The 12,535-nt window shown below is 47.9% G+C and carries 12 protein-coding genes; 9 read left to right on the forward strand and 3 right to left on the reverse strand.

The window, feature by feature from the left end; genetic code table 11:
- The first annotated feature begins 62 nt into the window (after positions 1-62).
- Positions 63-428 (forward strand): phage holin family protein, encoded by a 366-nt coding sequence (locus J0A67_RS03860; protein ID WP_206567948.1) that lies wholly within the window; start codon positions 63-65, stop codon positions 426-428.
- Here J0A67_RS03860 and J0A67_RS03865 read toward each other — a convergent pair.
- Positions 384-851: an AlbA family DNA-binding domain-containing protein gene (locus J0A67_RS03865; protein WP_206567949.1), complete on the reverse strand. Its 468-nt coding sequence runs from the start codon at positions 849-851 to the stop codon at positions 384-386. The two genes, J0A67_RS03860 and J0A67_RS03865, sit on opposite strands and share 45 nt — an antisense overlap.
- 97 nt (positions 852-948) lie before the next feature.
- Here J0A67_RS03865 and J0A67_RS03870 point away from each other — a divergent pair, with 97 nt between their 5' ends.
- From J0A67_RS03870 to J0A67_RS03890, 5 genes are all read left to right on the forward strand, one after another.
- Positions 949-1,506 (forward strand): hypothetical protein, encoded by a 558-nt coding sequence (locus tag J0A67_RS03870; RefSeq protein WP_206567950.1) that lies wholly within the window; start codon positions 949-951, stop codon positions 1,504-1,506.
- Between the two features lie 84 nt (positions 1,507-1,590).
- Positions 1,591-2,493, forward strand: a complete 903-nt coding sequence (locus tag J0A67_RS03875; RefSeq protein ID WP_206567951.1) for a histone deacetylase family protein — start codon at positions 1,591-1,593, stop codon at positions 2,491-2,493.
- Between the two features lie 96 nt (positions 2,494-2,589).
- Positions 2,590-3,216, forward strand: coding sequence for an OmpH/Skp family outer membrane protein (locus J0A67_RS03880; RefSeq protein ID WP_206567952.1), 627 nt, complete (start codon positions 2,590-2,592; stop codon positions 3,214-3,216).
- Between the two features lie 99 nt (positions 3,217-3,315).
- Positions 3,316-4,287: a deoxyhypusine synthase family protein gene (locus J0A67_RS03885; protein WP_206567953.1), complete on the forward strand. Its 972-nt coding sequence runs from the start codon at positions 3,316-3,318 to the stop codon at positions 4,285-4,287.
- Between the two features lie 2 nt (positions 4,288-4,289).
- A complete protein-coding gene (locus tag J0A67_RS03890) occupies positions 4,290-5,945 on the forward strand; it encodes an OmpA family protein (protein ID WP_206567954.1) in 1,656 nt (551 codons plus the stop codon).
- A 61-nt stretch (positions 5,946-6,006) separates the two neighbouring features.
- Here J0A67_RS03890 and J0A67_RS03895 read toward each other — a convergent pair whose 3' ends face one another.
- The gene (locus J0A67_RS03895) at positions 6,007-7,467 is read right to left on the reverse strand and encodes a Gfo/Idh/MocA family protein (protein ID WP_206567955.1); all 1,461 of its coding nucleotides are present in this window, start codon (positions 7,465-7,467) and stop codon (positions 6,007-6,009) included.
- A 232-nt stretch (positions 7,468-7,699) separates the two neighbouring features.
- On the opposite strand from J0A67_RS03895, the gene J0A67_RS03900 reads away from it, so the two are divergent.
- The 3 genes from J0A67_RS03900 to J0A67_RS03910 all read left to right on the forward strand — a co-directional run bounded on the left by J0A67_RS03900 (position 7,700) and on the right by J0A67_RS03910 (position 11,896).
- The gene (locus tag J0A67_RS03900) at positions 7,700-9,292 is read left to right on the forward strand and encodes a beta-N-acetylhexosaminidase (RefSeq protein WP_206567956.1); all 1,593 of its coding nucleotides are present in this window, start codon (positions 7,700-7,702) and stop codon (positions 9,290-9,292) included.
- Positions 9,293-9,437: 145 nt separating this feature from the next.
- Complete coding sequence (locus J0A67_RS03905; protein WP_206567957.1) at positions 9,438-10,790, forward strand: alanine/glycine:cation symporter family protein; 1,353 nt, start codon at positions 9,438-9,440, stop codon at positions 10,788-10,790.
- Positions 10,790-11,896, forward strand: coding sequence for a glycerate kinase family protein (locus tag J0A67_RS03910; protein ID WP_206567958.1), 1,107 nt, complete (start codon positions 10,790-10,792; stop codon positions 11,894-11,896). The genes J0A67_RS03905 and J0A67_RS03910 overlap by 1 nt, the downstream gene beginning before the upstream one ends.
- On the opposite strand, the gene J0A67_RS03915 is transcribed toward J0A67_RS03910, so the two are convergent.
- Positions 11,893-12,330 (reverse strand): DUF6526 family protein, encoded by a 438-nt coding sequence (locus J0A67_RS03915; protein WP_206567959.1) that lies wholly within the window; start codon positions 12,328-12,330, stop codon positions 11,893-11,895. The genes J0A67_RS03910 and J0A67_RS03915 overlap by 4 nt on opposite strands.
- Positions 12,331-12,535: the final 205 nt, after the last annotated feature.

Consider the following 12,535-nt stretch of genomic DNA (forward strand, 5'->3'; position numbering starts at 1 on the left):
AATTGGTCGATGATTTATGTCAGGTTTGGCCCTTTTTGAGTCGGATCTTAATTAGAAATACTATGGGGGAAAAAAACGCCGGCACTTCCGTCTTGACCAAGATCGTTCTAGGGGGCATTTCCGTGCTGATCGCGGATTACCTGATGAGGGGAGTGAGTATCGACACTTGGACCACGGGATTTATTTTGGCGGCGGTGATCATCCTGATCAATTTTACGCTAAAGCCGATTATGATTGTGCTCACTTTTCCCATTACGCTCATCACCTTGGGACTTTTCCTATTGGTCATCAACGCCGCTGTCATCCTGATCGCCGCTTACGTTATTCCAGGATTCACGGTAGACGGCTTCTGGTGGGCCTTGGGTTTTTCGCTCGTGCTGAGTCTAATCAACGGTGTTTTTGGAATCAGTCTGGGGTCTGACCGCTAGGGTTTGGTCCGCAACCCGTATGTATGTTTTGTGGTCCCCGTTTTTTCCCCTGCAAACAATCTTAGGCCCTTGGCTTCTTTTTACCTCAACCACCAGGATTGACCTTTCAATGTCTTCGGATTTATCAGGGTTTTTTTCATCATAAAACTTGATTTCCTCAACGGTCAGGGAGACTCTTGGGAAGCAAAATTCCTCATTGGCCGACTCTACCATGTAGCGCTCTTCTTCCGGATCTATGCCGACGACTTTTCTTCCATCAGAAATGCCGACCAGAATAATACCACCCTCAGTATTGGCCAAACCCGCCAATGTTTTTGCGATTTTTTCCCTTGAAGTTATTTTCTGTTTGAAATCCAATTTTTCGCCCTCTTTTTGTTTTATTAGGCCTTTGACAAATTCCTCATCAAATTTTGCTGATTTCATTTTATTCGTTTAATTTCTTATCTGAATGTAAACTGAGATTTGGTCTGTTTCGTTATCCTCCAAGTCAACATTCTCAACCAACCAGTAAATTTTCAATATGACTTTTTCCAATCCAGGCTTTGATCCACAAAACGTCGATACTCTAAAGGCCGAACTCAAGCAGTCCGGAAAAAACTTCAAGATTATCCCAGACGACGAAAACTCGGATGAGTTTGTCAATTTTTATTTTGTCGGAATGTTTGAGGGCAAAGAAGCGATCTACGACGCGGCGCTTTACACGTTGAGGCTTCATCATGCCAGCGAAGTATATGAATTGGCCGAACATGAGGCGGCCAAGAAGTTTCCCAACTTCAAGGGAATCAACTACGAAGAGGATGAAAATGGCAACATGAAGCCGCTGAGCAGCGAAGAAGAGGAAATCGGCTGGTTTATTACCGAGATCATCATGGAGTTGGAGGAAGAAGAAGCGGTGAAAGTCCAGGAGTTTGTGGACATAGATACCAATCACGACTATGGCGTAGGATTGGATGCGGCGCTCAATGTCGACGAAATCACGGAAAAAGTGATCTCAAAGTTTGTGGCGGAATTCAACGACGACACGCTGGTGCTGGACGATACGCTCTACGCCTTCCAGACCGAAGAGGACGAAATCTAGATTTCTTTTTCCCAAAAAAACTGCCTAGACACAACCATTTAAAATATCCCAAATTCCGCACTGGCATTTGCCAGTGCTTTTTTTATGCTCAAAGTTGCTTGGTCAGAATCCTATGCACATCCCTTGCCTGAGGGGCACCGGTTTCCGATGGAAAAGTACAGCCTCTTGCCGGAGCAGCTGCTTTATGAGGGGACTTTGTCGCCGTCCAATTTCTTCTCCCCGGAGTTGATCAACGAAAAATGGATGCTCAATACACACACCTGTGGTTATTTTGCCAGGCTCTCGGCACTCCAGCTAAGCAGGGCCGAGGTAAGGGCGATAGGTTTTCCGCTTTCCAAAGGGCTGGTAGAAAGGGAGAAGTCTATCATGAGTGGATCGGTGCAGGCTGCGGTCCATGCACTAAGCCATGGAATAGGAATGAACATAGCAGGGGGGACACACCATGCCTTTTCAGATAGGGGAGAGGGCTTTTGTCTGCTCAATGACCTCGCGATCACAGCTAACTACCTGCTGGAAAACCAGCTGGCAAAGCGGGTCTTAATCGTGGATTTGGATGTGCATCAAGGGAACGGGACCGCAGAGATTTTTCGGAATAGAAGGGATGTTTTTACGCTCAGCATCCACGGGGAGAAAAATTATCCCTATCGGAAGGAAAAGTCCCATCTGGATATTGGCGTGCCAGATGGAACCGTCGACCTGGAATACCTCATGATTCTGAGACAGAGCTTGCCAATGGTAGTGGATGCGTTTGAACCTGACTTTATGATCTATCAAAGCGGCGTGGATGTTTTGGCATCGGATAAGCTGGGGCGACTGAGTCTAAGTCAAAGCGGATTGAAGGAAAGGGACAAAACCGTGCTGGCCCTGGCAAAAAACAACGGGATTCCGGTGATGTGCTGCATGGGCGGAGGCTATTCACGGCAGATAAGGGATATCGTCGAGGGCCATGCCCAGGTTTTCAGGCTTGCCCAAGAGCTTTATTTTTAGAGGCTTAACCGAATTTAACTGACAGATTTCCCTCTAATTCTTGCAGAATCAATACTTTCTATATATTTGCGGCCAGTCAACCTTAACGTATTAAAAGTGAAAAAAGGATTAAAATTCTTAGGAGTACTTGCATTTGCCTCTGTGCTTTTCTATTCATGTGACCAAAAAACCGCTACGACTACCGAATCAGCTTCTTCCGGTGAAGGAATGGCTGCAGAGGATATGAAAGTGGCTTTCGTATATACAGATTCTGTGATCAATAAGTATGATTACTTCAAGAAGATGTCCGAAGAGATCACGTCCAAGGGAAAGAGATTTGATTCTGATCTCCAGTCCAGAGCAAGAGGATTTGAGCAGGAAGTGGCCACATTCCAGCAAACTGGCGGAAACATGACGCCAAACCAGGCCAGAGCCAAGCAGGATGAACTGATGCAGAAGGAACAAAACCTCATGACCTACAGAAACAACCTGATGCAGGAATTGTCTGCGGACGAGGCGAAACTGATGAATGACGTATACGAACAGGTTCAGGTGTATATTAAGGACTACGCCAAAGAAAACAATATCGATATCATCCTTAGCTACACTCGCGGTGGTGCCATGTGGTATGCTACGGAGGCCATCGACGTGACTGCGTCTGTCGTTGATGGTTTGAACAAGAAATATGCTGCAAATCCAGCCGGAGCTGCTCCAGCTGCTGCGGATTCTACCGCAAAAAAATAACGTCGACCTGCAGTCGATACCTGAAACCCGGATTTAGTCCGGGTTTTTTTGTGGGTAAAAATTGGGTATTTTTGCGGCACTATCGAAAACCCGAACGAAATGAAAATCACGGAATTTTTAAAACACAACTACCGACACTTCAATGCCGCCGCCTTGATTGACGCCGCTGAAGGGTACAAGACTCACCTGGACCAAGGAGGAAAGATGATGGTAACCCTCGCTGGGGCTATGTCTACCGCCGAACTGGGCATTTCCCTTGCAGAAATGATCCGCCAGGACAAAGTGCAGATCATATCCTGTACTGGCGCCAACTTGGAGGAAGATGTGTTTAATCTCGTGGCCCACGATTATTACGAACGAGTTCCCAATTACCGCGAGCTTACCCCGGCCCAAGAGCAAGAGCTCTTGGAACGTCATATGAACCGGGTCACCGACACCTGCATTCCAGAGATGGAGGCGATGCGCCGTATTGAAAACGTAATATTGGAGGAGTGGATGAAAGCCGACAAGGCAAATGAAGCCTATTTCCCCCACGAGTTCTTCTACAAAATCCTTTTGTCCGGCAAGCTCGAAGAGTCCTACCAAATCGATCCCAAAAACAGCTGGCTGCTGGAGGCGGCCAAGAAAAACTTGCCGATAATCGTTCCTGGATGGGAAGATTCCACCCTTGGTAATATGTTTGCCGGCCATGTGATCTCCGGAGACGTGAAGAAAGTGCACACCGTCCGTACCGGTATTGAGTACATGATGTTTTTGGCTGAGTGGTATACGGCAAATGCTTCCGAAGAAAGTACAGTCGGATTTTTCCAAATTGGCGGGGGAATTGCAGGAGATTTCCCAATCTGTGTGGTACCGATGTTGCACCAGGATCTGCAGCGCACCAATGTGCCTCTTTGGGGCTACTTCTGCCAAATCTCCGATTCTACAACTTCTTATGGTTCGTATTCAGGAGCAGTTCCCAATGAAAAAATCACTTGGGGCAAGCTTGGCCAAGATACACCAAAGTATATTGTCGAATCTGATGCAACCATCGTGGCGCCACTGATTTTCGCCATTGTGTTGGATCAATAAGCATGAAAAATTCAAACCCACATATTCTGAAAGCAAGCGGCTTAGTACTGCTTGCTTTTTGTTTTTTCCTCACGTCCAAAGCTCAGGAGCTCCGCTCGCTTTCCGGCGCCAACAGCCCAAACGATGACACCAACCCAGTTTGGATTGGAAACAACACACTGCTGTTTACGCGGGCCTTCCATCCCTTGAACCTTGGCGGCGCGACTGACCCAGGAGATATCTGGGAAACACGCAAAAGTGAATCAGGCGAATGGGGGCAAGCGACCCATCGCGCGGACTTGAGCTCCGTAGGCTACGATCTCGCATTGGGCTTGGAGGATGTATTGACGCTCTTGGTTTTGAGAAAAGAAGGGAGCGAATTTTCCATCCACCAGTTTTCTAAATTTGGGCAGGAGTGGAATTACTTGCGAAAAGTAAATTTCCCGGATTTGAATTTATTTGAGGGTCTTGTTACCGGAAGGGTGGCAGAAGGAGGCAAGCAAATCTTTCTCGCAGGCAAGCGAAAAGGAGGTCTTGGTAACGAGGATATTTATGTTTCGGAGAAAAAGGCGCCAGCCGATTGGACAGAACTGAAAAATCTTGGCCCGGCGATCAATGGCTTTGGTCAGGAGACAGGCCCATATTTTGATCCAAAGACAAATCAGCTGTACTTTTCCTCCAACTCCTATCCTGGGGCAAACGGCAAGGATGTCCTGATTGCGAAAAAGTTGGGGGAATCTTGGGGAAGCTGGAGCAAACCCGAAAAGTGGGAGCAGATCAGCTCCAATGGCTCAGAGGCGTCGATCACTTTTCTCAGTGCCGATGAGATTGTCTGGACCAGCACCCAAAACAGCGACGGGTTTGCCGACTTGATGACGTTCGCAACACCCGTGCCATTGGTGGTCCCTACGGAATTTGTGGCGCCGGTTATTTCGGATACTAAGCCAGAACGAGTAAGTACGCTTTCAAGGCAGATTTCGCAAGCCAAGGAGACAAATAAGCCTGAAACTCGAGCCATTCCGCTTTCGGATACCACTGAAGTTTATCTTCCCGTTTCTCCAATTACGCCTGTGGAAAAAGCCGCTGAGATAGTCGAGCAGCCCATTTCTTGGCTTGTTATAGACGGTAAAAACAAGTTGGAATTGCCTTATGTTCTTTCATTTATCAGAGGTTCGGAGATTGTTGATTATCGGGGTGATCAAATGGTTTCGGATTTGAGGAAGCAGGGCATCACTGTGGTAAAAGTTTCGTCACAAGGATATTTTCCAAAGCAGATTTTGGTGGAAAATCTTGGCTATCGAGACAAGACGGTAGTCTTGATGACCAAAGCCGAGCCGGGGAGTTCAGTCCTTTTGGAAAACGTGAACTTCAAACGGGGTACTGCGGAACTTGAGGGCGAAGACACCGAGGCAAGTCTTGATGATCTGGCGGATTTTCTCAGGGAAAATCCAAGGATAGTTATCAGAATCAACGGGCACACGGACAACGCCGGCGATCCCGGACTAAACAAGCAACTTTCGCTTGAGCGAGCCGGGAGTGTCAGAGACTTTTTGGTTAGTAAAGGGGTCAGTTTCGAAAATCTCAGGATATCAGGTTGGGGTGGTACACGCCCTATAGCATCCAATGCGACCGAGGCAGGCAGAGCAAAAAACAGGAGAGTCGAGTTGGCAGTGGAATAAACAGAAAGGGCTTTCGGAGATTCCGAAAGCCCTTTTTACTTTTTTGGTCTTTATCTAACAGTTAGAGCGAGTAGTCTCCTCGATAGTTGCGTTTTACAAATTGATTTGCCGGGTCGAAGTTGGTGATTTTCATGTTTGTGCCATCCCACAGTAGTTTGATGCCTCTCCCAGGGTAGTCAAATTGATTGTTTCCTCCCTCTCTTGGCACTCTATAATCGTAGCTTCTGATCGCCAGATTGCCCATCAACACAGACTCCGTCAGAGGGCCCGCCACCGAGAATGGTGAACTGAGTCTCTTATATTCTTCTGAGCCATAGCCTCCGATGCAAGCCTCTACCCAGTTGTTATAATGGCCACGGTCTCCACCCGGTACTCTGTACTCAGTTTGTGGCACGCTGACTTCGTCGGTTCTTTTGGTTGGCAGAAGTTTGGGATTTGCTCCATAAGTAGAACACATCATTTTGCCTTTGGTCCCCTCGATGATCACACCGTTTCCTCCGTCGCCCATCATTTCGTTGGGCTCGAGCTCTTCTGGGCGTGTCGGCTGTATTCCTCCATCCATCCAGTGAAACTCAAGGTCTGATTTTCCTGGTCGGTCAAATCGCAGGGTAATGTGAGAGGAAGGAGGGCAACTTTCTGGGAAATATCCTCTGCTAAACTCGCCCACGTACACCGATCCTACGGAGCATTCCGCTGATTTGGGATAGCCTAGGCCGAGCACCCGGAATGGTGGCTCCATGATGTGGCATGCCATATCCCCCAAAGCTCCCGTGCCGTAGTCCCACCAGCCCCTCCAGTTGAAGGGGACAAGATTTCCGACGTAGTCCTTGTACGGAGCCGTGCCCAGCCATAAATCCCAGTCAAGATCGGCCGGAGGTGCTATTGGCGTTTTTGGCCATTCGATCCCTTGGGGCCAGACGGGGCGGTTAGTCCAAGAATATACTTTGGTAGCTTCACCGATGACCCCTGCATTGTACCATTCCACCATTTGTCTTACGCCGTCGCCGGAAGAGCCCTGGTTACCCATCTGGGTGACAACTTTATATTTGTCGGCGGCCTCGGTAAGCATTCTAGCCTCATAGATGTCATGAGACATCGGTTTTTGGACGTAGACATGCTTTCCCATCTTCATAGCCATCATGGCTTGCACCGCGTGCATATGATCAGGGGTAGAAACCGAAACGGCATCAATGTTTTTCTCCTCTTTTTCGAGCATTACTCGGTAGTCCTTGTAGTAGGCAGCCTTGGGATGGGCATCGCGGCTTTGCTTGGCTCGTGTGTCATCCACGTCGCAGAGTGCGATCATATCGACTTTGCCGGAACTGAAAATGCCCCGTACATCACCACCGCCCATGCCGCCAACGCCAATGCTGGCCACCCTTAGTCGGTCACTTGGTGCTACATAGCCCGGACCACCCAGGACATGCCTTGGGACGATCGCAATACCAGCCAAAGCCAAAGCTGAGCCCTTGATGAAACTTCTTCTTGAGGATTGCTCTAGATTGGAATTTTTATTTTCCATGGTTATTTCAGGTTTTTAAACTAATCAGGTTGAAATTATCAAAAGGATGGAAATAATATACCCTCTAGTCCAAAAATTGATGGTTCAGCTTCACCTTCATCTCGCCGATATTGGACTTTGACCAAAGGATATTTAATCTCTGAATTTGATCGGGCCTAATATCAAAATTTATTTGATTTGTGGAAAATAGATTATTGAAAATTTCAATTAAGTTTATCGAAAATCACGTAAAATGAAAAAAACAATCTGGACCCTTTTGCTTGCAGGCACATTTGCGGCAAGTGCTTGCAAGGAATCACCCTCACTTTCTGACTCAGCGATCATCCCTCTCCCGCAGGAGATCAACAATGCATCAGGAAGCTTCAATCTGACTCCGGAGACAGGGATCAAAGTTGTTGGAGCTGGGGTCAATTTGACTGAAATAGGAGAATATCTCGCAGAAAAACTTCGTCCGGCTACATCCTTTGATGTGCCAGTGTCAAATGAGGCGGGCCAAATTGTTTTGGAACTTGCCGATGGTGACGCTTCAGAGGCCTATGAGATCCGAATTTCGGAGGAGGAAGTGAAGATCACTTCTTCGGGTGAAGCTGGCTTGTTTTACGGAGTCCAGACTTTTTTACAGCTTTTGCCAAGGGAAATTGCGCATGCATCTGCACAATCTGTCGATTGGGCGGTCCCTGCGGGAACGATCAAAGACAAACCGACTTTTGGGTATCGTGGATCGATGCTGGATGTCGCCCGGCATTTCATGCCCGTCGAAGACGTCAAGTACTACATAGATCAGATGGCAGTCTATAAACTGAACTACCTCCATCTTCACTTAACTGATGACCAAGGATGGAGAATCGAGATCAAGTCTTGGCCAAAATTGACCGAGATCGGCGGCAGTACTGAAGTCGGCGGAGGAGAGGGCGGTTATTACACCCAAGAAGAATACAAGGAAATCGTTGCCTACGCGGCCGAACAATTCATCACTATCGTCCCTGAGGTGGATATGCCGGGCCATACCAACGCTGTTTTGGCTTCCTATGGCGAGTTGAACCCCGGAGTAAATTTGCCGGACGGTGACCTTACTACCGTAACCAAGGCTCCCTTGGAATACGAGATGCAGCTCAAAGTTCCCCAAGCGTCCGAGCTTTACACGGGTATTGAGGTGGGTTGGAGTACATTTAACACAGATTTTGAACTGACCTATGCCTTTGTGGACAGCGTGGTAAGGGAGATTTCAGAAATTACTCCGGGCCCGTATTTCCACATCGGCGGAGATGAATCCCATGTGACCGAAAAGGACGATTACGTCTATTTTGTAGAGCGTGTCCAAGACATTGTTTCCAAATATGGAAAGACCAGCATAGGCTGGGATGAAGTGGCGACTGCCAAGCTGCTTCCCGGCAACGTAGCCCAATTCTGGGCAAAGGAGGAAAACGCCAAGCTCGCTAAAGACCAGGGCAACCAGATACTGATCTCGCCTGCAAAGAAAGCTTATCTGGATATGCAATATGACAGTACCAGCAGAATAGGCCTCCATTGGGCAGCATACATAGAGTTGGATTCAGCCTACATCTGGGAACCTACAGAATATACGTCAGGAATTACCAAGGAGAATATCCTAGGCGTGGAGGCTCCACTTTGGACCGAGACCGTGGCCAACCGAGTAGACCTTGACTATCTCGTGTTTCCCCGACTTACGGCAATCGCAGAAGTGGCTTGGACCAAAAAGGAAAGGAGAAGTTGGGAAAGCTACAGCAGGAGGGTTTCCGCGCATGGAAAAAGATGGGACATCCAAGGTGTCGGTTTTTATAGGTCGCCAAAAGTAAACTGGTAAAAATCAGTTGGAAAGACAGCCCGGAGCCCAATCAGGTTCCGGGATTTTTTTGCCCGATGACATTAATTTTTGATTTTGGGGAAATTGGGCCTATTATCGAATACTAATCAGAGAGCGATCTTTTCATAGGAATACATAAAAATCAATGGGAGACATCATCATAGAGTTTAGCAATTGGATCTGGGGACCGCCGATTTTGGTCTTGCTGTTGGGAGGTGGGCTTTACTTTTTGATCCATTCCGGTTTTGTCCCTTTTCTAAAAATGGGTCATGCGATCAAGCTTTTGACCGGGAAATACGACGATGATCTGGCTGAGGGTCAGATCTCCTCGGCCCAGGCGCTATCTTCGGCAATCGCTGCGACGGTGGGGTTGGGCAACATCTCCGGGGTCGCAATAGCGATCAATATGGGCGGCCCGGGAGCATTGTTTTGGATGTGGGTCGCTGCCTTTGTCGGAATGGCCACGAAATTCTACACCTGTACTTTAGCAATAATGTACCGTGGAAAAGACAGTGCAGGAGAGGTCCAGGGAGGTCCTATGTATTTCATCGAGGAAGGTATGGGTAAGAAGTGGAAGTTTCTTTCGGTCATCTTCTGTGTGGCTGGCGTCATTGGTCTGTTGGCTATTTTCCAGGCCAACCAATTGACTGCAGTGCTCCAGGCCGTATTGATCCAACCGGAAACTATGGAGGAGACCGTCCGAAACCGCTGGATAATCGGATTTGGAATGATGGGTTTGACGGCGGTAGTAATCCTGGGCGGTATCCAGAGAATCGCGTCGGTCGCTTCCAAGATGGTTCCCTTCATGGTCGGAGTGTATATGGTGACCGTATTGATCATCGTATTTCAATACATTGGCCAAGTTCCAGACATGTTCAAATTGATCTTTGTCGATGCATTTACAGGCAATGCCGCACTTGGTGGCGCGGTCGGTTCCGTGATCGTTATCGGGGCGCGGCGCGCGGCTTTTTCCAACGAGGCAGGAATCGGTACCGCACCCATGGTACATGGAGCTTCGAAGAACAGAGAACCGATCCGAGAGGGTTTGATTGCCATGCTCGGACCTTTTGTGGACACCATCGTGGTTTGCACACTGACAGCTTTGGTGATTTTGCTTACGGGTGTATGGCAAACCTCTGAAAATGATGGTGTTAGGCTGACGCTCGAAGCCTTTGAACTGGGTATTCCAGGATTTGGCAAATACCTTTTGATGCTCTCGGTGCTGGTATTTGCGCTGTCCACCATGTTTACCTATTCCTACTACGGGCACAAGTGTACCAATTACCTTTTTGGAGCCTCCAAGGCACACTACTACAACTACTTCTATTTGGCCACGATTGTCGTTGGAGCTGTTGTGAGCCTCGAAGTCGTGGTTAGTCTGGTAGATGGAATGTATGCTATAATGGCATTTCCAAATATGATTGCTGCTTTGTATTTGTCTCCGAAGGTCAGAGCTGCATCCAAGGACTATTTTGCCAGGATCAAAGCTGGAAAGTAATGCAATACCTGATTGCTCCGAATGCATTCAAAGGGACAATCCCGGCATGGGAAGCAGCAAGGCTCATCGCCTCGAAAATTAAAAATATCCCTGAGGCGGAATATCTGATCCAGCCGATTGCGGATGGGGGAGATGGGACTTGTGATTTACTGATAGAGTCCATGGGTTTGGAAAAAGTCCCGGTCAGAACGCTAAACGCGGTAGGACAATCTGTTTTGGGATATTTCGGTTGGGATCCAGACTCGAGGAAGGCATTTTTGGACATCTCGACGGCTTCAGGGATAGGTATCTTGGATAAATCCCAGCGCGATCCATTCCTTACCTCTACCTTTGGTACCGGCCTGGTGATACGAAAAGCCATCGAATATGGCGCTCAGGAAATAGTGCTTGGCTTGGGCGGAAGTGCGACCGTGGACATGGGCTTAGGTATACTAGCGGCGCTCGGAGTAATTTTTCTGGATCAAAACGGGCGCGAACTGCCAATGTTTTCACCTGGATATATTGGCAAAATACACCATATCCAACGCTCGCCCCAAATGCCAAAGGCCAGCTTTACTTTTCTTTGCGACGTCAGGAACACCTTCTTTGGACCAAATGGGGCGGTTTACGTTTTCGGTCCTCAAAAAGGTCTTTCACAAGATCAACTGCCTGTTTTCCAAGAAAGCTGCAGTCGGGTTTTCGAACTCCTATTGGATAAATCAAAAAGAGGTTGGATCGACCAGGCCGGCTATGGCGCGGCGGGGGGAGTCGCTATGGGCCTGCAGTTCTTTTTCCCGTCAGTGATAAAGTTTGGTGCGGGCCATTTTTTTGAGCTTGTAAATCTGGAAGAGAAAGTGCGGTGGTCGGATTGGATCATCACTGGCGAGGGACAGTATGACACGCAAAGCGATCAGGGAAAAGCCAGTTTTGAGATATTAAGACGGGCAAAAGCCTATGGAAAAAAAGCCGCTTTGATTACCTCTGGCCAAGGAGGCAGGGACTCTGCCTTTGACTTGGTTTTAGAGCTCCCCGACCTGGATTTCAAGGATCCAAGATTTCGCGAAATGGCGAGGGAGAACCTCCTTAAATCGCTTGATGAGGCAATAGTGCAGAGAAGGCTTCCTTAAACTCTGCGGTAGTCTCCTTGCCAGTCTTGGATCCGTTGTTTTATGTCTTTTGGGCTCAGTTTCTCTTTGATGGTTTTTTCAATCAAGGGTAGTAGTTCCTCGTCCCCAGCAAAGCGCAAGGCGATAATTTGGCCCATGCGAAGTAGCTTTTCTTTAGGGTAAAATGGTTCACCAGTCAGATGAAAATACCGTAGCCTCATCTCCATAAGGATTATCCTGTTTTGGGTTTTCAAGGCATAGATCCTGGCCAAAAGGGGAAGCATGGCGAGTATCACCGCGCCCAACATCACATAGACACTGTCCCAAATGGCTTCAGCGGTACTGAAATTCAGACGATAAACAGTCCATCCCAGAAATATCAGGGTCAGGGGAGTGATGATGAGATGGTGAAATGGATAAATCCGGGCGTGGTTTTGATAGTTTTGTGTCTTCATGGATTCCAGACGGTAAAAAAAAAGGAGGCAAAGCCTCCTTTAAACGTATCGTAAATCAATCAATGATCAGCTTTTTTCTTTTTGGAAAATGTGCTTCTCGCATCCATTGCAGAAAGTCCTGCGCCTAGTCCAATAAGAGTACACACGATCAAGAGAAACAGCTGTGCTCCTGACATGATAGGTGAGCTGAAAATATCCAATAGTA

This window comes from Algoriphagus aestuariicola, from assembly GCF_017254835.1.
In the GTDB taxonomy this organism is placed as follows: Bacteria; Bacteroidota; Bacteroidia; order Cytophagales; family Cyclobacteriaceae; genus Algoriphagus; species Algoriphagus aestuariicola.